Source organism: Enterocloster sp. OA13 (assembly GCF_022440595.1).
GTDB lineage: Bacteria > Bacillota > Clostridia > Lachnospirales > Lachnospiraceae > Enterocloster > Enterocloster hominis.
On record NZ_JAKNTF010000001.1, the window covers coordinates 2,476,595 to 2,499,475 of the forward strand.

General features: G+C 51.3%; 19 protein-coding genes. 5 read left to right on the forward strand and 14 right to left on the reverse strand.

Annotation, left to right across the window (positions count from 1 at the left end):
* Positions 1-25: 25 nt before the first annotated feature.
* From MCJ35_RS11070 to MCJ35_RS11100, 7 genes are all read right to left on the reverse strand, one after another.
* Positions 26-547: a 4Fe-4S dicluster domain-containing protein gene (locus MCJ35_RS11070; protein WP_025487115.1), complete on the reverse strand. Its 522-nt coding sequence runs from the start codon at positions 545-547 to the stop codon at positions 26-28.
* A complete protein-coding gene (locus MCJ35_RS11075) occupies positions 547-2,703 on the reverse strand; it encodes a molybdopterin-containing oxidoreductase family protein (RefSeq protein ID WP_025487114.1) in 2,157 nt (718 codons plus the stop codon). Before MCJ35_RS11075 ends, MCJ35_RS11070 begins: the two co-directional genes overlap by 1 nt.
* Positions 2,696-3,973 (reverse strand): NAD(P)/FAD-dependent oxidoreductase, encoded by a 1,278-nt coding sequence (locus tag MCJ35_RS11080; protein ID WP_025487113.1) that lies wholly within the window; start codon positions 3,971-3,973, stop codon positions 2,696-2,698. Before MCJ35_RS11080 ends, MCJ35_RS11075 begins: the two co-directional genes overlap by 8 nt.
* Positions 3,974-3,985: 12 nt before the next feature.
* Complete coding sequence (locus MCJ35_RS11085; RefSeq protein ID WP_120055767.1) at positions 3,986-5,458, reverse strand: MmgE/PrpD family protein; 1,473 nt, start codon at positions 5,456-5,458, stop codon at positions 3,986-3,988.
* Positions 5,459-5,612: 154 nt separating this feature from the next.
* Positions 5,613-6,992: an MmgE/PrpD family protein gene (locus MCJ35_RS11090; RefSeq protein ID WP_240299480.1), complete on the reverse strand. Its 1,380-nt coding sequence runs from the start codon at positions 6,990-6,992 to the stop codon at positions 5,613-5,615.
* A gap of 19 nt (positions 6,993-7,011) precedes the next feature.
* Entirely contained in the window at positions 7,012-7,719 is a 708-nt protein-coding gene (locus MCJ35_RS11095; RefSeq protein WP_008716448.1) for a maleate cis-trans isomerase family protein, read from the reverse strand.
* 14 nt (positions 7,720-7,733) lie between these two features.
* A complete protein-coding gene (locus MCJ35_RS11100) occupies positions 7,734-8,453 on the reverse strand; it encodes a maleate cis-trans isomerase family protein (protein WP_008716450.1) in 720 nt (239 codons plus the stop codon).
* A gap of 290 nt (positions 8,454-8,743) precedes the next feature.
* Between MCJ35_RS11100 and MCJ35_RS11105 the strand changes: the two genes are divergently transcribed.
* Together MCJ35_RS11105 and MCJ35_RS11110 are read left to right on the forward strand one after the other, a co-directional pair.
* A complete protein-coding gene (locus MCJ35_RS11105; protein ID WP_008716452.1) occupies positions 8,744-10,204 on the forward strand; it encodes an SLC13 family permease in 1,461 nt (486 codons plus the stop codon).
* Between the two features lie 35 nt (positions 10,205-10,239).
* Positions 10,240-11,307 (forward strand): NAD/NADP octopine/nopaline dehydrogenase family protein, encoded by a 1,068-nt coding sequence (locus tag MCJ35_RS11110; RefSeq protein WP_008716454.1) that lies wholly within the window; start codon positions 10,240-10,242, stop codon positions 11,305-11,307.
* 75 nt (positions 11,308-11,382) lie between these two features.
* Here the strand turns inward: MCJ35_RS11110 and MCJ35_RS11115 are convergent, their stop codons facing one another.
* Genes MCJ35_RS11115 through MCJ35_RS11130 form a run of 4 tightly spaced genes read right to left on the reverse strand, consistent with a single transcriptional unit; the run spans position 11,383 to position 15,568 of the window.
* Positions 11,383-11,619 carry a 4Fe-4S dicluster domain-containing protein gene (locus MCJ35_RS11115; protein WP_025487110.1) on the reverse strand — a complete coding sequence of 79 codons (237 nt, stop codon included), beginning with the start codon at positions 11,617-11,619 and terminating at the stop codon, positions 11,383-11,385.
* Between the two features lie 15 nt (positions 11,620-11,634).
* Positions 11,635-13,323, reverse strand: coding sequence for an FAD-binding protein (locus MCJ35_RS11120; RefSeq protein WP_025487109.1), 1,689 nt, complete (start codon positions 13,321-13,323; stop codon positions 11,635-11,637).
* A gap of 55 nt (positions 13,324-13,378) precedes the next feature.
* Complete coding sequence (locus MCJ35_RS11125) at positions 13,379-14,779, reverse strand: MmgE/PrpD family protein (RefSeq protein WP_227797052.1); 1,401 nt, start codon at positions 14,777-14,779, stop codon at positions 13,379-13,381.
* Positions 14,780-14,809: 30 nt separating this feature from the next.
* The gene (locus MCJ35_RS11130; protein WP_025487106.1) at positions 14,810-15,568 is read right to left on the reverse strand and encodes a maleate cis-trans isomerase family protein; all 759 of its coding nucleotides are present in this window, start codon (positions 15,566-15,568) and stop codon (positions 14,810-14,812) included.
* A gap of 97 nt (positions 15,569-15,665) precedes the next feature.
* Between MCJ35_RS11130 and MCJ35_RS11135 the strand changes: the two genes are divergently transcribed.
* Entirely contained in the window at positions 15,666-16,580 is a 915-nt protein-coding gene (locus tag MCJ35_RS11135; RefSeq protein ID WP_025487105.1) for a LysR family transcriptional regulator, read from the forward strand.
* Here the strand turns inward: MCJ35_RS11135 and MCJ35_RS11140 are convergent.
* Together MCJ35_RS11140 and MCJ35_RS11145 are read right to left on the reverse strand one after the other, a co-directional pair.
* Positions 16,577-18,040 carry an SLC13 family permease gene (locus tag MCJ35_RS11140; protein ID WP_025487104.1) on the reverse strand — a complete coding sequence of 488 codons (1,464 nt, stop codon included), beginning with the start codon at positions 18,038-18,040 and terminating at the stop codon, positions 16,577-16,579. The genes MCJ35_RS11135 and MCJ35_RS11140 overlap by 4 nt on opposite strands.
* 65 nt (positions 18,041-18,105) lie before the next feature.
* Positions 18,106-19,185 carry an NAD/NADP-dependent octopine/nopaline dehydrogenase family protein gene (locus tag MCJ35_RS11145; protein WP_025487103.1) on the reverse strand — a complete coding sequence of 360 codons (1,080 nt, stop codon included), beginning with the start codon at positions 19,183-19,185 and terminating at the stop codon, positions 18,106-18,108.
* Positions 19,186-19,552: 367 nt separating this feature from the next.
* Between MCJ35_RS11145 and MCJ35_RS11150 the strand changes: the two genes are divergently transcribed.
* On the forward strand, positions 19,553-20,512 hold the full coding sequence (locus MCJ35_RS11150) for a LysR family transcriptional regulator (protein ID WP_025487102.1): 960 nt from the start codon (positions 19,553-19,555) through the stop codon (positions 20,510-20,512).
* Positions 20,502-21,464: a LysR family transcriptional regulator gene (locus MCJ35_RS11155; protein WP_025487101.1), complete on the forward strand. Its 963-nt coding sequence runs from the start codon at positions 20,502-20,504 to the stop codon at positions 21,462-21,464. The genes MCJ35_RS11150 and MCJ35_RS11155 overlap by 11 nt, the downstream gene beginning before the upstream one ends.
* On the opposite strand, the gene MCJ35_RS11160 is transcribed toward MCJ35_RS11155, so the two are convergent.
* Positions 21,424-22,881 carry a UDP-N-acetylmuramoyl-tripeptide--D-alanyl-D-alanine ligase gene (locus MCJ35_RS11160; protein WP_025487100.1) on the reverse strand — a complete coding sequence of 486 codons (1,458 nt, stop codon included), beginning with the start codon at positions 22,879-22,881 and terminating at the stop codon, positions 21,424-21,426. The two genes, MCJ35_RS11155 and MCJ35_RS11160, sit on opposite strands and share 41 nt — an antisense overlap.

The window sequence follows — 22,881 nt, forward strand, 5'->3', positions numbered from 1 at the left end:
CCGCTTCCTACATCTGTAATTAACATCAGGTCCGCTTCCTTATGGATTGGATCAGTAGGTTGCATGCCTTGTCACTTCCGCTGTCCCGGTACTCCTCCTCAGTCACACAGGTCAACGCCTCAAAGGAACAGGCCCTTACACAGGCCGGCTGCAGCCCATGCTTCACCCGCTCATTGCAGCCGTCGCACTTGACCATTTTCCCATCCGTGACACGGTATCTGGGGGCGCCGAAGGGGCAGGCCATGGCGCAGCTTTTACAGCCGATGCAGTTGGTGTTATCATAAACAGTAAAACCTGTTTCCGGGTCCTTGCCCAGGCATCCTGCCGGACAGGCATCCACACAGGGAGCATCCGTACAGTGCATGCAGGCCGCGGACAGGTAGGCGCAGGTATTGCTGCCGTCCGCCTCCTCTATCTCCTGGTCAAAGGTTTTACGGTAACAGGTATCGCCTGCCGTCAGGTCAATATCATTCTGGTCCATGCAGCCCATCATACAGGCAGAGCAGGCACAGCACTTATCCGGATTAAATACAAAAACATGTTTCATTATTCAACCTCCTGGCATTTGCGGATATTACAGCGCATTCCCTTGAATCCGGGAAAACCGGAATAGGGATCCACATGATTGCGTCCTATCAGTTCGTTTACATTGGCCTCCGTATAACCGTGGAGCGTCAGGATGACACCCGGCTTTATCTTTCCCGTGACCTTGGCCTTCATGAAAATCTCGCCGTAAGGACTTGATAATTCAACCCTGTCCCCTTCCCTGATTCCCAGCCTCCTGGCATCCTCCCTGTGGATCTCACAGGTGGGGTCGGGCCGGATACTGCGCAGCCACGGGGTCTCATGTGCCCTGGAATGGATGGCATGGGCCAGCCTTGCGCCGGTGCATAGATAGAATGGATATTTCTCCTTTGTCCCAGGGTCATTCTGGTCTTCCAGTGAATCCCGGTAATCCGGCAGCGGATTCAGGCCAAAGGCAGGGTCTATGGATGCAATGGCAGTGGAATAAAACTCAAACTTCCCTGTGGCGGTCTTAAATCCATTCTCCAGGCACGTTCCCGGCTTCACAGGCCACTTGGCGGCAGGGACCTTCACCGGCAGGCTGCTTGCCTTTAAATCCGCAACCGTCAGTCCGCAGCCCTCAATCATCCAGTCCGCCGACGCCTCATAACCGGCCTTCAGGTACGGGTCATCCAGGTCCATGATGCGGGTCAGGCCGCACAGGATATCCACATCGGATTTAGACTCATAAAGGGGCGGGATTACCGGTTTTGTAAAGGTCAGGTAACCGCCCTGATACGCCTTTAATTCCCCTCTCTCAACCGAGGAGCAGGCCGGCAGGACAATATCCGCATACTTGGCTGTCATGGTCATGAACATGTCCGTGTCCACAAAGAAATCCAGCTTATCCTTCATGGCAGAGAGAAGCTTATCTGTCTCAGGAAACATTTTGGCGTTCATTCCCAGCGCAAAAATGGCCTTTACCGGATAGGGTGTGCCCTCCTCCAGCTGGCGGAGCAGGTCCATTGCCTGGAATTCATCAAACTGGGCATTCCACAGGGGGAACCGCCCCGCCCCGATACGCTCCCCGTCCTTGGGATAACGGTCGGACCTGAACTCATGCTCCCTGACCTTAAAGCCGGCGGGCTTATGCAGGTAGGTCGGCGGATTGGGGACATTGCCGCCCGCCCTGTCAAAATTGCCGGTAAGGGCGGACAGGCACAGGATGGCCCTGTGGGAGTTAAACCCGTTAATGTGATGGACCAGGGCGGAGGCGGAAAAGTTGGTACAGGCCGGCCCGTTTGTGGCATAGAGCTTTGCCGCCTCATAAATCAGATCGGGTTCAAGACCTGTGATGCCGCTTACCCTGTCCAGGGGATACTGGTCCACCATTTCCTTATACTGGTCAAAACCGTATGTATATTTTTCAATGTATTCCCGGTCCGCCCAGCCATTGTCAATAATCAGCTTTGCCATCCCTAAGGCCAGCGCCCCGTCGGTACCCGGATTGATTTTCAGGAAGATATCAGCCAGGTTCCTGGATGCCGGGGTATCCCGTATGTCGATGATGATGACCTTCCCTCCTCTCTCCCTCAGTTTCTGCACGCCTGCCACGGAGAGATGGGAGGAATAATAGCCATCGTAATTCCAGCCTAAAAATGTATTGGCATGGCCCATGTCAGGTCCTGCGCCGCATCCTGCGGTCACCTTATCCGCAATTACCTTTGAGGCGCTGCAGGTACTGTCATCCGTGCCAAAATTCACGCTTCCGAACACATGGGCAAAGCGGTGGAAAATAGGGCGGTACCACTTGCAGTAACCGCTGAAGAAGGCCACGGAATGAGGGGAATAGGTTTCCTTGACCTGATTCAGCTTTTCTGCAATAATCCGGTAAGCCTCATCCCAGCTGATCGGTTCGAACCTGCCTCCCCCCCTTTCCCCTATGCGCTTTAAGGGCGTCCTGATGCGGTCCTCCCTGTAAATGTAGTTTCTAAGCGCGGAACCTTTCGTGCAAAGCCTGCCATGGTTATAGGGATGCTCCGGCGTACCCTCCACCCGGATGATTTCCCCGTCCTTCACATAGCAGTCCACACCGCAGTGATGGCCCGGACTGCAGATTGCGCACAGGGAATGTCTTATTTCAATTCCGGTATCTTCACCCGGAATCTTTGCCTTTATTTTTTTCTCAAGTTCAGTCAACGGATTTTCCTCCTAAAAATTCTATAAAGCCTGCCGGAAAGCCCTTATCCATCAGATAACAGATGCTCTGGACATCTAGACCGGCATCCGGGCTTTTCAGTGATTTGATGAAAATGCTTTTTAACAGGCCATTGCTGTCCGAAGAGTTAATGACATTGATACACTGGATCCTGCCCTTGTTTTTCGTCCCGCGGATATAATATGTTTCATCCTCATATTCATAAACCAGGTCCTCCGGGCCGCAGGCGCTGATATCCCCGATGCTGATAAAATCATAGTCCAGATAATGGGCCAGGTTCACAAGCACATTGGCGTCAAATTCCATCGGCACACCAGCCATGTTCGCCCCGGCTGTCCGTCCCTGTTTGACGGCATTCAGCCATACCCCTATGTTCCTGGTTTTCCCGCTTTGGGTGTCAATGGCCTCGCAGCAGTCCCCGGCCGCATAAATCCCCTCATAATTGGTCCGCATCCTGGAATCCACCACAATTGCCCGTCCCATTGCGAGTCCGCTGTCCCGTACAAATGCAGTATTGGTCCGCACGCCCACGCAGACCGCAATCAGGTCGGCCGTAAACCGTTTTCCGCTTTCCATGACGGCTGACAGGCGTCCATCCTCCTCCTGCTCAATGGCCGAGAGCATCTGGCCGCAGGATACGGCCACCCCCTTTTGTTCCAGGTCTGCCTGGACCCTTTGGGCGGTTTCCTCAAATGCAGCGGTATAAAACATCCAGGGCGCCCCGTCCACCAGGGTGCAGGGAATGTTCCTGGACCTCAGGTCCTCCACCACCTTGATTCCCACCCAGGATGCGCCTATCACCACACAGCTGCGCACCTTTCCCGAGTCCAGCTTCTGCTTAAGATCCACGGCGTCCTCCGGGGTCCTCATCTTAAATACGCCGGGCATCTGGATTCCGGGGACAGGAGGCATGACGGCAGACGCCCCGGTGCTGATTAATATTTGATCATAACCCTTCCGGCTGCCGTCTGAAAGTATTATCTTCCGCTCACCGGGAACCAGTCCTGCCACCGGCGTCCGGCAGTTCACATTCAAATCAAGGGTTCTTGCAATCTCCTCAAGGGTCCCGAAGGGAAACATCCCCTCATAGGAAAGGGAGTCCTTCACATAATAGGTTGTGAGCATGGGATTGCACGGCCCTGTATCCGTATCCGAATACACATCAATGACAGCCTGCGGATCCAGTCTGCGTATTTCCCTGGCAGCGCTGTAACCAGCGCCGCCAAAACCGATAATGGCTATTCTTTTCATAAAGTCCTCCGCTTAGGCAAGCATTCCGCTGACAGAAGCAATATCGTCCACATGTTCAATATTGCAGATTGTCTCAATGACCTGCTCCAGCTTTTCTCCCTGCAGCACAGGGGATGCCTGGATACGGAACCTGCTTACAAACTCGCCGCGTTCCATCATATTGGCCGGATGGCCCGGATGGCAGTCCATGGAGCCGGTAAAGGTCCGTCCGTCCTTTAACGTTACCGTGATTGTCTTCATGGGATAAGAACCGTTCCGGAACTGCTTAAAGCCCGTCATAGGCGAATCCTCGGGAGAGGTTCCCGGCTTCACCCTCTTAGCCAGTGCAATGACCTCCCTGTCCTTCATCATCTCCGGCGTATACCAGTAGGCGCCGGGATTGGGATGCAGCAGCATGGTGGCGATTACATAGGGGGCGGAGAACTGGGCATGGGTTACGGAGGTAAAGCCTTCATCCGGAGCCCACATGCGGTTGCGGATAGGCGGGTCCAGGATGATTTCCTCAATGTCATCCGGTCCGAATCCGTGTTCCTTTGCCATGCCGTTCACCAGTTCCACCGGGGTCTGCACCCACATATTGGCGGGCCAGTGCTTAAGCAGGGTATCCATGATCAGATACCGCTCCCCCAGCTCCCTGGTAAGCCAGGACAGGTCTGCTTCCCCGGATCTGATTGTGGTATCGGCTGAACCGTTGGAGCCGTCATCCCCGCAGATGACGCCGGTGTAGCATCTGGGCTCATCCAGGGCATCCCTCTGGTTATGGATTCCTTTCTCCACGGACTTGGCAATCAGGAAGCCGTCCCTGGCCCGGTAACCGTGCTCATAGTGATAGAAATCCGACATGGTAGTTGCATGGTAGGCAACCGGAAGGGTGCTGCACTCACAGCCCATTCCGATGGCCTGGTTGATCTTCCTGGCATCCAGTCCGTAAATCTTGACAACCGGCAGGATGCAGGCAAATATCTGCCAGCTGGTCAATCCCCAGCCCTTTGTCTTCCACCGTTCGTCCGATGGCTGGACCGCCATGGCAATGCGCTGGTATACCTCGTACCCGGCCACGATGGCCGTAATCAGGTCCTTGCCGCTTTTATGCTTTTCCTCTGCCGCCAGCCATGCGCAGGGAATAACGCCTGCCGCCGGATGACCGGTCCAGGAACAGTCCTCCCAGTCCAGGGCATCGCTGATGGTACCCAGGACAAGGGCCGCATTGACCGCAGCCATTTTCCCATCCATGCCCCAGACCGTTGTAGGGCCGCCGGGGCCGCCGTTGGCCTCCCTGGCCATTTTCCCTGCTTTTTCTGCAATGGGGGTTCCCTTGGCAGCCAGGGCCGCGCCAATGGTCTGAAGCAGGATCATCTTGGCCCGCTCCACCACCTCCGGCGGGATGTCCTCATAGGATAATTGTTCCGCATACTCCGACAGTTCCTGGGTATATGTAGTTGGAGTAAGGAAATCATTGTCTTTATATAACCGGTTATACCGCATACTTGTACCTCCTCGTTATGAGCACTCAGCGCTTGTCTTTTAGGCGCTTACGGCGCCTGTTTTTGCGCTGATGTGCAATACATTCCACTGATATGGAGCCGGGTCTTTTACCAGCTTCCCGCAGTGGCTGAATGATAAAAAATGGAACGCCGGATTAATGGAAGAAACCGGGAAGCACGGACGCATCCGGGCATTCCTCCAAATGACAGATGCACTCGATGGTGCCTTCTGTTTTCTCCTTGGACAGGATATTTTTTGTCTCCAGGCGGAAACGTTCCTTAAATTCATCCCTTGTCAGCATGTAGCGCGGGTGGCCCGGATGGGTGAAGGCACTCTCCGTATACTCGGTCCCATCCTTTAAACGGACAATCATGAACTTCTCCGGATGCTTACCGTCAATCAGGTCCTTAATGAATTTCATCCCCGACATTTTCACAAATCCATCTGCCTTTACCTTGTTCATCAGGGCGATGATCCGCGCATCCTTCATGGTTTCGGGCTGATACCACAGCGCTCCCGGCTCCGGATGATACATGGCGCAGGCCGTCACATACGGAATGGAGAACTGGGCCTGTGTCAGGGACTCATATCCTGTCTCACTGTACCAGTGGCGGAAGGCAACGGACGGGCGTATGATGATTTCGTCCACCTCATCCGGGTTAAAACAATATCTGGTCACCAGACGGGAAGCCAGCTCCGCATAGGTCTGGACAAATACATTGGCAGGCCAGTGCTTTACCAGAAGCATATCCATCATCATCCAGTGGGTCCCCAGTTCCTTTGTGAGCCATTCCGGTTCCTGATATCCGCAGTGGGCCAGGTATGCGGTGGGGTCGTCAAAGGCGTCCTCCATGTTCTCGATACCATTTAAGGCGGTCTTAATCATGGTCACGCAGTTCTCCATGCGGTAGCCGTACAGGTAATTCAGGGAATCCGACATGGTGATTTCGTGGACATTGGCCGGTATGATGGCACAGGCGGTTCCCACGCCAAAGGCCTGGTTCATCTTCTCTTCAGGCAGGTCCAGGAGCTTCATCAGCACCGGCAGGATCCCAAAGATATTGTAGCTGGCAATGCTGCTCCTCCCCGCCAGCGCCACCCTCTGGTACACCTCGTATCCAGCCACCACGGCGGTCAGGAGTTCCTTCCCGCTCCGGTGCAGCACCTCCGAGGCAATCACGGCTGCCGGGATCACACCTGCGGACGGATGCCCTGTCACGGAACAATCCTCCCAGTCCAGGGCGTCCCCCATTGTGCCTGCCGTAAAAGCAGCAGCCTCCCAGCTTACCTTCTTACCGTCCGCCCAAAGGGTGGCGCAGCCCTCTTCCCCCGGGCTCATTTCCTTGGAGATTTCCATTGCATCCCTGACCTGCTTTAGCTGTGCGCTGCACAGGCTGACGCCGCAGGTCTGCATCACCATCATTTTCGCCTGCTCAATGACTGCAGGCGGAATATCCTCATACTTCAGTGTCTTTATAAAATGACACAGCTGTTTCGTCATATCCGTTGTTATTTCATGAACATTAAAACCCATTTTCCATCCTCCTTGTTACCTAAATTGTGAACAGCCTGCCCAGCCCGTCAATCTTATCATTTACCCTGCAGTGGCGCAGGCAGGACCACAGGCTGGCCTGATGGCTGGTAATGACCGGCATCCCAAGATCCTCCTCCAGGATTTCTACCAGCTCCATGGTGGCCAGCCCCATACAGCTTAAGAAAAACACCTCGGCCCCTTCTGTTTTCAGTTTCTTGGCCTGGCGGTATAAAAAGGCCTTGCCCGGATGGGAGTATTCACCCACCCGGTTGAATCCCACTCCGGTAATGGAGGTGACCGTGATTCCATTGTCCTCCAGGAACTTTTTCTCAGCCTGGTTGGTTTCTTCCGGATAAGGGGTCATGACCACGGTCCTGTTAAGCCCCAGGGCCCTAAACGCCTCTAACACCGCCGTGCTGGTGGTCAGCCCCGGCCATCCGCAGGCCCTCTCAATCCGTTCAATACATTCCTTATCGAATCCATAACCTTTGATGCAGCTGCCTGAGGTACAGCCGAAAAGCACCACATCATGACGCTTTTTCTTATACATCCTGGCGGCTTCCTCCAGCTGGTCCGACAGATAAATCAACCCCTCCGGCGTCGGGCCGGGGAAGGAAAGCCGGGTACTGTCAAAGGAGACCCCTTCCGGGGCATATTTATTAAATGCATATTCCACCTGATCGTCCAAGGGGGCGATCACACCGATTCTTGCCCGTAAACTATACATGTCCCATCCCTCCTTCAAAGCGTAAACAGTCTGCCCATTTTAGGAAGCTTTGCCCCTACCCGGCAGTGGCGCAGCGCGCTCCATAAAGTTGCCTGATGACTGGTGACCACGGGTATCTTAAGGGCAGTCTCCAGATCATCGATGATTTCCATGGTAGTCAGGCCCATACAGCTTAAGAAAAAGGTATCTGCCCCCTTTAAATCCATGTTGATGGCATTGCGGTAGAGGAAATATTCATCCGCCTCCTCAAGCTTATGTCCGTCCCGGCGTATAGAGCTTACGTCCATGCCGATGATGCTTGTAACCTCATATCCATTGTCCTCTAAAAACTTCTTTTCCGCCTCATTGGTTGCCTCCGGATAAGGGGTTAATACAGCCGCCTTCTTTGTTCCCAGCGCCTGAAAAGCCTCCAATACCGCGGTGCTGGTGGTAAGGCCCGGTATATTGCAGGCATTTTCTATCCTGCGGATGCATTCCTTATCCCAGTTGGCGCCCTTGATGCAGCTGCCGGATGTGCAGCCGAACACCACCAGGTCCACATCATATCCTTTATACCTGGCAGCCGTCTCCTCCAGCTGGTCCGTTAAGATCATAAGTCCTTCCGGGGTCGGCCCCGGGAAGTTGATTTTCATCGATGCAAAGGAAACTCCTTCCGGTGCATAAATGTGAAACGCATGCTCGGCATTTTCACTCATTGGGGTAATCAGCCCGATTTTCGCTCTCCAACCATACATAATTCGCTTCTCCCATTCCTTTCCTGTAGTCATGCCCCTGACCCTGTCTGCTCCTGCCATCATTCTAGCAACCCTTGGCATCTTTTGCCATCCGATATTTTTGGTATCCATTAGCAAAGAAACATGCAGGCAGATTCTTTGGAATGTCTTTTATTTTTCCGCACAGATGATATAATAGCCCCAACCTGCTCCTTGCAACATTGTCCTTGCACCCTGCCCCGGGCGCCGGACAAATTAACCGGCAGATTAATGCTTCATCTAGTGATACAAAGAATAAGGAGAAGATTGGTATGAAGAAAGGTTATTCACCTATGATGTATGTGCACATCATCATCACGCTGTTTCTTATGTTCGGCTTTGGTTTCATTCCGCCCTTTGCCACCCTTACCCCCATGGGTATGAGGCTGTTAGGCACGTTCCTGGGCGTTATTTACGGATATTCCACCTGCGAGATCATCTGGCCCTCCCTTTTCGCCTTCATCGCTTACGGCTTAAGCGGGTTCCCGGGCAGCATGAACGCGGGTATATCCGCCACCATGGGAAGTTCTACCGTGTTCCAGATCATCACCCAGTACTTTACCGCAGGGGCCATTGTAATATATGGTTTTGGGAAATGGTTCATCCGCTGGTCCCTGTCCCAGAAGGCATTTAAGGGAAAACCGCTGTTTTACACATGGTGCTTCATGTTCATCTTCATGTGGTCCGCCATTGTATTGAGCCAGATAGCCATGGCCCTGCTGCTCTACGCCATCTGGACGGATATCGCTGATTCCTGCGGCTATGACAAGGACAGCACATTCCGCTATTACGGCTTTGGCGGCATCCTTTTGTCCATGGTCATGGGCGGAGGGATGATTCCCTATAAGAGCTGGATGCTGGGCCTTGCAACGACCTGGGCCGATGTTACCGGGGAAATCGTCAACCTGGGATTCATGTTCCTTCTCACCGGGCTGGTGGGGACCATCGTGATGACGGCTTACGTCATCCTGGGCGCCAAACTTTTCAAGGTGGATTTCAGCATCATGAAGGGCTTTGACGTGGAAAAAATGGGTGAGGACAGTAAGCATTTAAGGCCCAGGGCCAAACGCATCATCATTGTTTATGTCATCATCATGCTGCTATCCATTTTTGCCGGGACCTTTACCAAAAACCCGGTTTCCAATTTCGTCAACAATACCCTGACCGTGGGCGGTCTGTACTGCCTGTGCTCCGCCATCCTGATGGTCCTTCCCAGCGGCGAGGGGGACAAAAAGGCAGCCATTGTGTTTAATGACATCAAGCACTCTGACGCAGCGGTCAGCTGGCCCGTCATCATGATGTGCGCAATCACCATCCCCCTGGCCACTGCCATGACCAACGAGGCAACCGGGATCCTTCCCTGGCTTACGGGAATATTCGAACCCTTATTTGCCGGAAGGGGTCCGCTGTTTATCTTAATCTTCACCATCATCGTGATGATGATCCTTACCAACATCGGGTCCAATATTGCCTTCGGAGGGGCCATGATTCCCGTGGTCAGTCCCTTTGTAATGGCCGCGGGCATGAACCCGGTCATAGCGGGCGCTGCCCTGATCTGGATTGCCAACATCGGGATTGTCCTTCCCGGCGCATCCGCCCCGGCCTCCATTTTCCATGGGCGGAGCGAGATACCGGATGCCGCCATGCGTACCAAGGTGGTCTGCTTCGGCGCGCTGCTCATCCTTATAACAACTACCGTTGTATTCTCCATCGCCCAGCTGATTGCGGGATGAATGATAAAATCGTGTAAGAAAGAGAGGAATTCAAAATGATCCAGAATATTACTGTAATCGGAGCCGGTTCCACCGGTCATGCGGTTGCCGCCATCATGTCGCAGAGGGGCTTTCAGGTAACCTTCCATGATGACGCGCGTTTCCAGAAGGAGCTGGATGCCGTAAAAGAAATGGGATTCATCCAGCTGCGCGGCAAGGTCCACGGGACCGGCACGCCGGCAAAAATCACATTGGACCCAGGGGAAGCCGTTGAACATGCAGAGGCCATCTTCATCCACGTCCCCTCGGACCGCCACGAGGAAATTGCACGCCGGATTGCCCCTTATGTCAGGGACGGACAGCACATCCTCATCATTCCGGGAAACCTGGGATCGTTCATTTTCAGGGATGTGTTTAAGGAAATGGGTGTTACTGCAAAGGTCACCCTGACGGAAAAGGAAGGCAACTTCTGTCCCTGCCGTCTCTCCGCCCCCGCCGAGGTCACGGTCGGCATGCCGTTAAACTTAAAGGGAAAGGCAGCCTCCCTTCCCGCCTCTGACACGGAAAAGGTGCTGAAAGCATTAGAAGGCGTAGTGGAATACACTGCCAATGAGAATGTATTTGAAGGCGTGGTCAATGCAGGCAATGTCATCAACCACATCGCCAGCACCGTCCTGTCCACTCCTGAAATCGACCGAAAGGGAAATCAGTTTTCCTTATTCAAGTATGCATTCACCCCCTCCGTGGTCCGCTGCATACGGAAAATCAGCGAGGAAAGGAAGCAGGTGATTGAAGCCATGGGCCTGACGGTCCACGGCAATCCCACCGGGATGATTGACAAGGTACTGGACCTTGACAATCACCCGGAGGTTCATGTATTCTATGAGTATATGGACGGCCCCAATGCCGTAGATCATCGTTATCTCCATGAAGACTGCAGCTGCGGAGGCGCATTCGTCCTCTCCGCTGCCCAGCGTCTCGGCCTTGACATGCCGGTGTTGCGCTCCTTTTTAGGCGTGGCCGGTGCAATCAATGACCGGGATTATATAAACGGCGGCCGCACCCTTGGGAATCTGGGGTTTGCAGAGGATATGGGGATGGAGGATATCTACAAGGAACTCTGATACATATCAGGCTGCCGCATCAAGCCAGTGCCGCCCGGCGTATTTACGCCGGGCGGCACCATGGCGTGTTCCTGCTTATCCATCCTTCTTCGGTGCATCCACAAACACCATCATGGCAGGCAGCGGGACACGGAGCGTGCACGCCTTGGCAGGACATTCCAGTACACAGGAATTACAGTGCCAGCACTCATCAGGATAGTGAACCACTGGATAGGCTGCTTCCTTTTGCTGATGGCCGAATGCATCAACAGGGCAGATTGTGACGCAGTTCATGCAACCATTACATTTACTTTTATTGATAATAGGTGGCATAATCCATCTCTCCTTTCACTTACGCATATTGCGGATTCCAGTAACAAGTTTTCCATCTATCTTCTGAACCGTCATCAGCTTTCCATCATAAGAGGGATCCGTAAATGGGTAATCCGCACGTTTATGCGCACCCCGGGTCTCTTTTCGTGAACGCGAGGATTCCATACACAATTTCGCTACCTGCACCGTATTCATAGCCTCAAGACACCGAAGGAACTCATGGTTATTTTCACAATGCAGGGTCTTAATCTTCTCCTCCAGACGGCTAAGATGTCCAATTCCTACTGTAAAAAGTTTCTCACTGCGGACACCGCTTCCAAGATAATCCCACATGGTCTGTTGGATTGCAACAATTGCTTCCTGCCAGGTAGGGGTGGCGGTACCGACTTCATTGGAAAGGATCCTATTGTAATACGCCATTGCCTCCGCAACGATATCCATATCCTCTGCCGCCTCTATTTCACGGTTCCTGCAGTATTCTGCCGCACTGCGGGCTGCAATACGTCCGGTCGTTGCTGCCGGCCCTATACCGACCATGCCGTTACCGCTTGAAACACCGGCTGCATACAGGCCCTTAACAGTGGTTTCACCATTGGCATATGTATCGATGCCCACTCCCTTTCCACCGCCTCCGCCTTTCTTGGCATTAAACTCAACCATGTGTTTTCTGAAGTCAAAACCCTCGTCCTCAAGGTGCTGGAGGGTTGCACCGTTGCCCTCATGAAGCAAGGCCCATTTCATATATTCAATATCGTAGTCCGTACCCTCAGAACAGTTCATAAATACAGGATTTCCCTTTTCAAAGTTCATATTGAACATCTGCGGGAAGATATCCGCGGTAAAATCGCCATATCTGTAATCAGGCTTTTTAACAAAAGGCCCAAGAGGATTTCCGTCTATATCGGTATAAACCCCAACCCATGTGGCTTTGCCGCCCCGGTTAAAATACTTGCAGCCGGATACACCGATGGGCGCGACAGCCCCGTCCAGGCAGACCAGCCTTGCACCCGCCCGGTATGCAGCCGCAGTACTGACGCCAGTGCTTGCAGGACATCCAATCATGTTAAACATCCAGCCCATGGAACTTGAACCGTTCATCATCATGGAACCCGCAGTTGCAATAAGCACGCTCTTGGCACGGATGACCTGTACCATCGGCTCCTCTTCATTCAGATCAATGCAGATGCCGCCGCAGACCTCATCCTGTTTATTTGTGATGACTTCGGTGAGAGGACAACGGTTCAGAATCGTAACCCCTCTCTTTAATGCTGCTTTTGTGAGCAACGGTTTCTGGTTCAGGCCTTCATACTTAAGATAAATCCCCTGTACGCCCGGACGGCAGTGCCCTGTGAATTCCCAGTCACCGTGAGGGCGCATCGGAATGCCGTAGGACTCCCAGGCCTTAACAACATCAAAACTATTGCGCATAAATGCCACGAGATAATCCTTGTCCTTACCGCCCTTTGCTTCCTGGGCATAGACAAGATGGTTCATGAAGTCCTGTTCTGAACCATGAATTTCCGGAATGTAGACCATAAAATGATCATTACCGGTAGCACCATTACCGCTGCGCCTGGTATTTGCCTTTTCAGCGACAATTACCTTCAAACCAGCTTCAGCAGCATCAATTGCTGCCTGCATACCGCCAGCGCCGCCACCGGCAATCAGTAAATCACATTCCATCACTTTCTTTTGAGCAATCATAATTTCTCCTTTCTTATTGTTATCACATGAACAAGCGGTCACGGCCGCAATGCTGTTACTTTAGAAGCTGGCTGAACATGGACATATCCTCTATCTTTTCAATATTAAGAATAAAATCCATCATCTTTTCCGTTGCCTCCCGTGACAGCACATCCTGCGTTTCCAGGCGGAACATCTCACAAAACTCTTCTTTTGTAAGCATATTGGCAGGATGTCCTTTGTGTGCAGACATGGAATCCACATAGACCCTTCCGTCTTTCGTACGGATGGTTGCGGTCTTCTTTGGATGGCTTCCTCCCTGATAGAGATTGAAAGATGCAATCAATGTATGCTCCTGGCTGGGACCACCTTTAATGCGCCCTGCCAGTTCAATCAGCTTCGGATTCTTCATCATATCATCCGTATACCAGTTTGCTCCAGGTACAGGATTCAGAAGTGACGCAGCTACCACATAAGGCATGCTGAACTGCGCTTCGGTAAGGGATGTATAACCATCTTCTTTAAAACGCATGCGGTACTGGGTGGGAGGGTCAATCATGATTTCCTCAATATCATCCACATTGATACCATAATCCCTGACCATGTTGCGTGTCAATTCCACAGGGGTCTGCACCCACATATTAGCAGGCCAGTGTTTTACCAGGATGTCCATGGTATAATAATCTTTTCCCAGGCCACGGTCCAACCACTCACGGTGCACCTCCGGGGTATACTGTTCACAGAAAGCATATGGTATATCCAGCCCATCCTCCATGTTATGTATGCCAGCCTGTGCGCAAAGCGCTGCTATACAGCCGGAAATCGCGGCAGAACCCTGCTCGTATTTATATCCGTCCGACATGGTTGCCTGGGAAATATTACTTCCATTTTTTGCAAGGGAACCGGCAAGACTGACACTCTTGTTTGTCTGCGTTTCATCGAGACCAAGGAGTTTGCCAGCAGTAATGTTAGAAGCAAAAATCTGCCAGCTGCAAATCGCCCACCCTTTCATATGGTCAAAATCAGGAAGCGGCTGTACTGCCATGGCAATCCGGTTGTAGCCTTCCAGTCCTGCAACCAATGCCGCAAGGTAATCCTTCCCGCTCTTTTTTCCAGCCTCTGCAAATGCAATGCCTGCGGGGACCGCCCCGCAAAGAGGATGCCCTGTCCATGCACAGTCCTCCCAGTCAAGTATGTCACATGCAACACTATTGGCAAATGAAGCCAGTGCCGGTGTGACCTTCTTGCCATTATACCAGATGGTTGCATCCCCGCCCTGACCGCCGTTCATATTTTCTGCAATCATCGCCGCATCCCCAGCCATCTTTATCTTCGAAGCCGCAAGGGAAACCCCCAATGCATGCAGGGTCAGCAATTTTGCGCGTTCCAGGACCTCTGCAGGTATGTCTTCGTATCTGAGGTTGACAAAATACCCTGCCAAGGTCTTAGTATAATTTGTTGCAAAATCCGTATTCATATATTTTACCTCCAAATGTTAAATCGTTCATTAAGTATCAGCAAATAAACGTCCAAGTCCGGGAATACAGGTTCCTATGCCGCAGTGCCTTAACGCACCATACAGGCTTGCCTGATTGCTGGTAATGACCGGAATCCCCAAATCCTGCTCCAGCAAGGAAATGATTTCCATGGTGTTAAGACCTGTACAGCTGATGAAAAGGCACTGTGCATCCCCTAAATCCATCTCACGTACCGCACGGTATATCTGACTGGGTTCAATATCTGCCATATCCCCCTTTACACGCACGATTCCCTGGGATATATCCGGTACCCCGAACTGGCGTATGGGACTGCAGTCCATTCCGGCAATTGACGTAACGTGTACGCCATTATCTTCCAGAAACCTCTTTTCCATGGCATTGGTTTCATCCGGATAAGGTGTGATCACGGCTGTCTTTGGCATTCCTAAACAATCAAATGCTTCAAGGACCGCTGTGCTGGTAGTGATGGAAGGAACCCCGCTTGCAAGCTCCATGCGGCGGATACACTCCTTATCAAAGCCATAACCTTTTACCATGCTTCCTGATGTACATCCAAAAACCAATAACTCATGGCGCTGTTTTTTATACATTCCCGCCGCCGTTTCAAGTTGGTCTGACAAATACACCAGACCTTCTATGGTAGGACCAGGAAACCATAATTTTGTTGAATTAATGGCAACCCCCTCCGGTGCATACAGATTGAAAGCTCTTTCAATGCTTTCCCCTATAGGACATATCAAACCAATCCTTGCGCGCCATCCTGACATGAAATCCCCTCCTTTTTGACTTGCAAATTCTTTAACAATAAGCTATTCTTAAAACAGTTCCCATCATTCCGGCATATGACCACATGGAGCATGGATTATGAAGATTGAATTACTGCAATATCTTGTTGTTACCGCGCAATGTACATCGATTACCGATGCAGCTGACCGTCTTTTCCTTCACCAGACCACTTTAAGTTCAGCAATCAAGAATATAGAGACCACTACCGGTGTTGAAATCTTTACCCGCAATAAAAACGGGATTGTTCTTACAGATGCCGGCAAGGAACTCGTCTCCCTTGCCCAGGAAATCATAGACAAATGGGAGCAGATCCTGTCACTTTCGCTTAAACAACCGGAAAACCAAAATTCACTGCTGCTTACCCCCACTATCATAGCCGACCAGTATTCGCTTCTTTTTCTCAGTGCATACCGGAAGCTTGCGCCCCAGGGGAGCCTGTCCATTGCCACAATCCTGCAGAATGATTTCATCCCTCAGATGCTGACAGGGAACTTCAAAATGGGTATCGGATTAACTGCTCCGGATGACATGGTTCATGTAAAAGCCTTATTTGTAAAAAACAACTTCCATTTTATCCCTTTAGGCATACATGAAACCTATCTGTATGTAAACTCAATGTCCAGGTTTGCCGGGAGGGAATCCGTATCCCTTTATGAACTGTATGGTGAGAGGCTGGCGATTTCCGAAAATGGCTACCATACCTTCCATACGCCGGAACACGCCAAGGTCCTGGGGAATCCGGTTATCCTTGCAAATATACATCTTGTTCGCAAAGCCGTTGAACAGGAAAATATGATTGCCTTTTATATTCCCTGTACAAGCCAGAAAACAGACTGGTTCTGCAGCGGTACCTCCATCAAAAAGATTAAACTTCTTGATGGACCACCCAGCTGCACGAAACATAGTTTTCTGGTTCATAAACATGGTAACTGCCTATCCGAGGCAGAAAATGCCCTGCTTGAAAAAATCTCAGACATCTTCGAAAATAATTAAATAATCTTATCTAATATTGGAAATACAATAGCGCCAACAACAAAATAAAACAGAATGAACACCGCACTGTATCCCATGATATCCTTAACGCTGACTTTAAGCTGGTCCTTACTGCCGAAAATAAGCGCCGCGGCCGCAGAACCACCAGGAGTCATAAGTCCAAAGCATGCAGACATGATACAGCAGATACCAACCACAAACTTATTAGCACCAGCTGCATCTGCCACAGGAAGGACAATCGGAAGCAGCATCATGCCAATGCCCGCATTGCTGGCAATATTGGTCAGGAGTGTCGCGCAGACCATAACCAACAGATAAATCCTAAGGGTTGAACTGGAACTGAAGGTCGGTCCAAGCACGGAGGTAAGCCACACAGAAAAGCCAGTGCTCTCACTTATCAGGGCAGAAGACAATGGGATTGCCGCTGCGATAATGAAGAAGGATCCCCAGAATGCACCAGGTGCCATCGTTTTTTTCCAGTCAAGCATAGGGCGTCCATCTTTATCGCGAAGTAGAATAAGGACTGCAACCGCAACGCTGAATACACCTGCCATGGTAAGGGTCTTTGAAATCCTACACAGGATATTTGTCGTTGGGAATATATATCCGGAAAGACCAATGATGATGGAGGCCAGCATGGCCAGGAAGTAAGCGGTCTGCCTGCTGTTCAGCCTGGTACTCCCTTTTGCTAAGGATTCATTGTCCATATCCTTCATAAAGGATACATCGATTTTTGCCAGCTTTATGAATAGAACACATGCCAATTCCGTTAGGGTGCCGAATATGAATACAATTGCCAGATATGTCATGAAATTCAGTTCCGAACCCATCATCTCGCCAAACGCATTCCACATGGCAGTAAGCCATGTTTTAAAGGGAATGATCATATCACCGTTCACGCAGGTCACCACCACGAACACCGTCATACAGCGGAAATATTTCTCAGACAGATCCTGATCCAGAACATTTGCAACCCCCTCAATAATCGCCCAGCCAAGCAGAATCATGCCAAGCGGATTGCTGACAGCGGAAATCATTCTTAAAATAAACAGGAAAATGAAACTGAACAGCAGTGGTCTGCCCTGCATGGCCTTCCGGCTAAGCGCCCATCTGGCTACCAGTTCACCTGCGCCACTTTGGGCAATTGCAGAAGCAAGGGTCAGACACATCATTACCTGCCAGATGGTACTCTGCCCAATGGCAGCCGTGATTGCGTTTCCAACGGTTGTATACTCTGTAAGCCCCAGGGCTATGATGCCAAGTATGCTGGGCCAGACAATTCCGCCAACCGTGGACCATAAGATGACCATGGATACAAAAATACAGAGAATCTGCATACCTGTCTGTGTTATTTCAGAAGCAAAGGGAGGTATTATGATTCCTCCAAAAAACATCAGGAAGAGACTCGCCGCAACTATCATGTAATAAGAAACGTTTTTGTTCAAACTCCTGTTACCCATTATTCTCCCTCCATATACATTCATGATCTTCCTGGTACAGCCTTGCGTAAGGCTGTACTAGCTATCTACCCCTCAAAAAGACGATGATTGATTTCTGTTGGATCCATCCCTGCAAAGCCGAGCTTTTCCAAAGTAATACCCTCCCGTCTATAATCCTTTCCATTTACAGCCGATATGATTGTAACAGCAGAGGACATCAAAGGCATCTTCATGCCAACTGCATCTGCCATGGATAACAGCAGACAATTGCCGGCATATGCGTCCTCTGTGTAGTAACGGTGTGCAACCCCATCAGGTCCTGTGGTCGTAAGATAAAATCCCAGCAGTTCCGGTTTCGGTGAATCCACATAGTTAAGGCATGCATTCATCATTTCCATATTGCTGCGCCCGCTGAAACCAAATTTCCCAAACACGGCATCCCGCTCCTTTTCAACCGCTTCAATCAACTTCACAACTGAAGCAGAAAGACCATCCCTGTACAGCCTGAAATCAGCCGACCGCTCAACCGCAGCTATATTAACAGTGGAAGCAATCAGATGGATTGCCACATTCGGAGCATTTAAAGCTATCTCTAAAACATTCTTTTGAGGAATGTCGGGATAACAGACGCAGTCATAACACTCTTTCAGGCTTTCCACAAAACGCCTGCTGTCTTTGGCAGGATATGCGGCAACCCCTTTCGCCTTTTCTGCCACAGGCATACAGTAATATACAACTGCATTTCCGCGATACCTTATGGAAGAATACGCCCCCATTGTCTCCCCGACCAGAATATCCTTCCCCCCCAGGAAAGGCTTAAGGAAGATTGAGCCGCAGTTTCCATTAAAAAAGCATACTGTCTGGCCATCCTTTAAATGTGGCGCCATCAGTCCGCAAAGTTTCGGATGACGGTTTGCCACCGTAGCGACAAATACAATGTCCGCATCATCCAAAGCCTTCCCCATCTCCGTGGTAAGTTCAGGAAGCGGGACATCCTGCTGCTTACAGCATCCTGCTTTATGTATGCAGCCCGCTTTCCTCAAATCATCTAAATTGCTGCTGCATTCAGGTTCTTCAAAAAGGATTACCTTATGACCACCTAACAACATGTCTGCCGCCAGCGCGATACCTGTCGCTCCCGCGCCGATAATTCCAATTTTTTTCATGAACAACTTCCTTTCCTCAATAAGTAGTACACCTGCCATCACTCCTTTTGATATGGCTTTATTATGGAAACGACTGCTGCAGTCAATCATTTTGCATATTTTTTTATGATTTACATATTTTTTTTGGTTATTTTTCACATCTCTTGTTATAAATATAACACTATAACTTTGATTTGTAAAAAGGAGGAATTAGTACTATCCAACGAAAAAAATGGTAGATAAATAATGGGATTTGAAAGGGCAGATATGCTGCGCAGAAGTTTTACACACTTTATTTTTATTTCAAAATGCGTTACACTAGACAAAGGGGTATTTTCTCATATTTATTTTGGGACTTATCCTGATACGCAAGGAGGTCACTGCTTTCATGAAACTAGAACATTTTCATTATCTGTTGGAAATCCACAGGTTCCACTCCATCTCAGCCGCTTCCCGTAAGCTTCACATCGGCCAGACAACCCTGAGCGCGATTGTCAAGGCGGCTGAGGAGGAGGCCGGGTTCCAGATTTTCCAGAGGGCGCCGGAAGGAGTATTGACCACCTCAGCAGGAGAAAAATTCATGACCCTTGCCTGGGAAATCAATTTACAGTACGAAAAGCTGATGGCGCTCAAACGCCGCACAACAGCCGGGGCCCCATCCATCAATGTGCTGATGGCGCCCACCATTTCCGTGCGCCTGTCCATACCTCTCCTGGAGCAGTTTTACCGTCTTAATATACCGGGCGGCCTGTCCCTGGAAGAATGTTCCAGCGAGGACATCCCTGGTTTTATTTTGGAACACAGGGCAAATATAGGCCTGCTTTACCTGTCCGGAGATACCATCTGCCAGTTTAGGCATGGCAGCGGGAATCCGGCCCTTTCCATCAAACCACTGCTGGAAGACAGCCTTTACCTGCTTGTATCCAAAAACCATCCGCTGGCCGGACTCAGGGAAATTGATGCCCGTTCCATTCCCCTGGAACGGCTGGCCACCATAAAACTGATGAAAAATGATATGGTGCTCGGTTCCCTTCCCTCCCTCTGCCCCAGCGTCACCAGCTTCGCAGACATGAGTGCCATGTATCAGGCAATACAGAACCAGGGAATGGTTGGTTTTATCCCCGGATTTTCAGCGGGCGGTGAATCTGCTGAAGATATCAGGGACTTTTCCATGATTTCCTTAAAAAACACGGAACATCCAAACCAGCTCTACCTCTGCATGGTCACATGCAGCGACCGGAAGCTGAAGCACCAGGAAGAAGTCCTGGCCACATGTATCAGGAGATATTTCCGAACAGTCAGCCGGAGAAAAGACAATGATCAGGAGGAGACAGCGCGTGAAGATTGAACAGCTCAAATATCTGATTGAAATCGGGCGCAGCCGCTCAATCTCATCCGCAGCCGGGAAGCTATACCTGAGCCACACTACCTTAAGTTCCATCCTGAAAGGTGCTGAAAAAGAATTGGGATTCCCCCTGTTCCAGAGAGTACAGGGAGGTGTGAAGGTGACCACTGAAGGCGAGGAAGCCCTGGCCCTTATGGAAGAAATGTATCGATGTTTTGAGGATATACAAAAGCTCAGTACGGTCAACGCCCTGCTTACCCAGCCCGTGTCCATCGTCATATCCCCCAGTATCCACAGCGCACTGGCGGTTCCCATCAACCAGCTGTTCTGGGAGCAGGAATCCAGGGGAAGGCTGGAATTCCAGATTGTGAAGGGAATGGACGTGGGGTCCCGTCTGATTAAAAATAGCGGTAATCTTGGCCTGACCTATTTTACGGAAGAAAGCCAGGAAAATTACCGCATGATTGCATCCCGTTACCAGATACGGACAGACTGCCTGTATACCGACCATTTTTACCTCCTGGTGCGAAAGGACCATCCTCTGGCAGGAAGGAGGCAGATTTCCCAGGAAGAACTGCAGAACATTGACCTGGCCATGTTAGAACACTATGTTGCATCGGAAACCTGTCCGGTCTATCTTAAAACCCTGGGACCGGACAACCGTTACACTATTTTCAGCAACATTGCCCTGATCAGGCGGAGCATCTTAAGCCAGAACATGGCTGCCATCCTGCCCGGCCTGGCCATCTGCAGCGCGCCCGGAGATAACCATCATCTTTTTAAAGCAATTCCGCTCATTGAAACAGAGCAGAATCCCAATACCATGTATTTGTGCCTGCTCCACCGCGGGGCAGCCAGTCTGCGTGACCAGGAAAAGACTGCTTTAAACTGCATCAGGAACTATTTTAAGGATCTTAAGAGCCTTCCCGCCCTTTCCATTCTTCCAGATGCCTGACCGCCTGTGAAAGCTTCATGCTGTTGGACCCTTTGAACAGGACACAGTCCCCCTGCTTCAGGTTCCCATTAAGCCACTGCCCTACCTGTTCCAGTTCCTCACAGAACACCACGGGCACCGGGGATGAGGATGCGCATAGCCCGTGTCCGATTTCAGCCGCCAATCCGCCTAAAAGAACTACCTGGTCCACCGGATGTACTGCTATGTATTCCCCGATTTCCCGGTGGAACCTAGGCGCATCCGGTCCCAGCTCCTTCATGTCGGCCAGCACTGCAATCCTGCGCCCGGTTCCTTCCGGTTCCATGGAACCAAGGACTTCCAGCCCGGCCTTCATGGACACAGGGCTTGCGTTGTAGCTGTCGTCGATGACCGTTATACCGCCCTTCAGCGTGAAAATCTGCTGGCGTCCCTTAAACCCCTCAAATTCTTCCAGCTTGGCGGCGGCGGCTTCCATGGGTATCCCATATTCATGGGCCACTGCCAGGGCTGCCAGGGCGTTGCTTACCATGTGGCTTCCCATGACCCGCAGGCGGACCGTGACCCTCTTGTTTTCATGGACCGCGCTGAACACCGGATATCCATTCACAAGGTGCAGGTCCTCCCCCCGGTACTGGCAGTCATCCGACATGCCATAAAGGATTTTCCTCCTGTTCCCCTCGGGGATGACGGACCTTAATAATCCGTCATCCCCGTTTAATATCAGGCTTCCGTTTTCTGCCATCCCATCCTGTATATGCAGCTTCTCCTTCAGGATATTATCCTGTGAGCCGAGCTGCTCGATATGGGTGACTCCGATATTGGTCATGACGGCGCAGTCCACCCTGGCTATCCTGGCTATCCTTGTCATCTCCCCGGGTTCACTCATGCCCAGCTCAATGACGCCGATCTGGGCCTGCTTTGGAATCGCTGCTATGGTGATGGGGACCCCCACCTGGCTGTTGCTGTTGCCCGGTGTCTTATAGACGGTAAAGCCGGCGCTCAGGGCAGCCGCTATCATCTCCCTGGTGGTGGTCTTGCCCACGCTGCCGGTAATCCCCACTAGGGGAAGCTTCTGGCGGCTCCTGCAGTATATACCGAAATCCTGAAGCGCCTTTTTGGTATCCGCTACCCCAATCCAGGCAGCGGACATGGCAGCTTCCATCCTGGGGACATCGTACCCGCACTGTCTGATGATATCCGCCCTGACCTCCTCCGGCTGGCGGTGGCGGCTGGTGAATACCGCGGCGGCCCCATTGACGATGGCCTGGCAGAGAAATCCGTGGGCATCCACATTTTCACCGATGATGGGAACAAAGAGGTCATCCCCCTCCATCTTCCGGGAATCCAGACTGATATGCCGGATGGGCGTATCTTCCTTTCCCAAAAGAAGTGTTCCTCCTGTCGCCAGGACTAAATCCCTGCACGTGAATCCATCCAT

Excerpts from the sequence above, each read along its gene's own strand:
- MCJ35_RS11070 (WP_025487115.1), bottom strand. The coding sequence starts at position 547 with ATGAAACATGTTTTTGTATTTAATCCGGATAAGTGCTGTGCCTGCTCT.
- MCJ35_RS11080 (WP_025487113.1), bottom strand. The coding sequence starts at position 3,973 with ATGAAAAGAATAGCCATTATCGGTTTTGGCGGCGCTGGTTACAGCGCT.
- MCJ35_RS11085 (WP_120055767.1), bottom strand. The coding sequence starts at position 5,458 with ATGCGGTATAACCGGTTATATAAAGACAATGATTTCCTTACTCCAACT.
- MCJ35_RS11090 (WP_240299480.1), bottom strand. The coding sequence starts at position 6,992 with ATGGGTTTTAATGTTCATGAAATAACAACGGATATGACGAAACAGCTG.
- MCJ35_RS11095 (WP_008716448.1), bottom strand. The coding sequence starts at position 7,719 with ATGTATAGTTTACGGGCAAGAATCGGTGTGATCGCCCCCTTGGACGAT.
- MCJ35_RS11100 (WP_008716450.1), bottom strand. The coding sequence starts at position 8,453 with ATGTATGGTTGGAGAGCGAAAATCGGGCTGATTACCCCAATGAGTGAA.
- MCJ35_RS11105 (WP_008716452.1), top strand. The coding sequence starts at position 8,744 with ATGAAGAAAGGTTATTCACCTATGATGTATGTGCACATCATCATCACG.
- MCJ35_RS11110 (WP_008716454.1), top strand. The coding sequence starts at position 10,240 with ATGATCCAGAATATTACTGTAATCGGAGCCGGTTCCACCGGTCATGCG.
- MCJ35_RS11115 (WP_025487110.1), bottom strand. The coding sequence starts at position 11,619 with ATGCCACCTATTATCAATAAAAGTAAATGTAATGGTTGCATGAACTGC.
- MCJ35_RS11120 (WP_025487109.1), bottom strand. The coding sequence starts at position 13,323 with ATGATTGCTCAAAAGAAAGTGATGGAATGTGATTTACTGATTGCCGGT.
- MCJ35_RS11125 (WP_227797052.1), bottom strand. The coding sequence starts at position 14,779 with ATGAATACGGATTTTGCAACAAATTATACTAAGACCTTGGCAGGGTAT.
- MCJ35_RS11130 (WP_025487106.1), bottom strand. The coding sequence starts at position 15,568 with ATGTCAGGATGGCGCGCAAGGATTGGTTTGATATGTCCTATAGGGGAA.
- MCJ35_RS11135 (WP_025487105.1), top strand. The coding sequence starts at position 15,666 with ATGAAGATTGAATTACTGCAATATCTTGTTGTTACCGCGCAATGTACA.
- MCJ35_RS11140 (WP_025487104.1), bottom strand. The coding sequence starts at position 18,040 with ATGGGTAACAGGAGTTTGAACAAAAACGTTTCTTATTACATGATAGTT.
- MCJ35_RS11145 (WP_025487103.1), bottom strand. The coding sequence starts at position 19,185 with ATGAAAAAAATTGGAATTATCGGCGCGGGAGCGACAGGTATCGCGCTG.
- MCJ35_RS11150 (WP_025487102.1), top strand. The coding sequence starts at position 19,553 with ATGAAACTAGAACATTTTCATTATCTGTTGGAAATCCACAGGTTCCAC.
- MCJ35_RS11160 (WP_025487100.1), bottom strand. The coding sequence starts at position 22,881 with ATGGATGGATTCACGTGCAGGGATTTAGTCCTGGCGACAGGAGGAACA.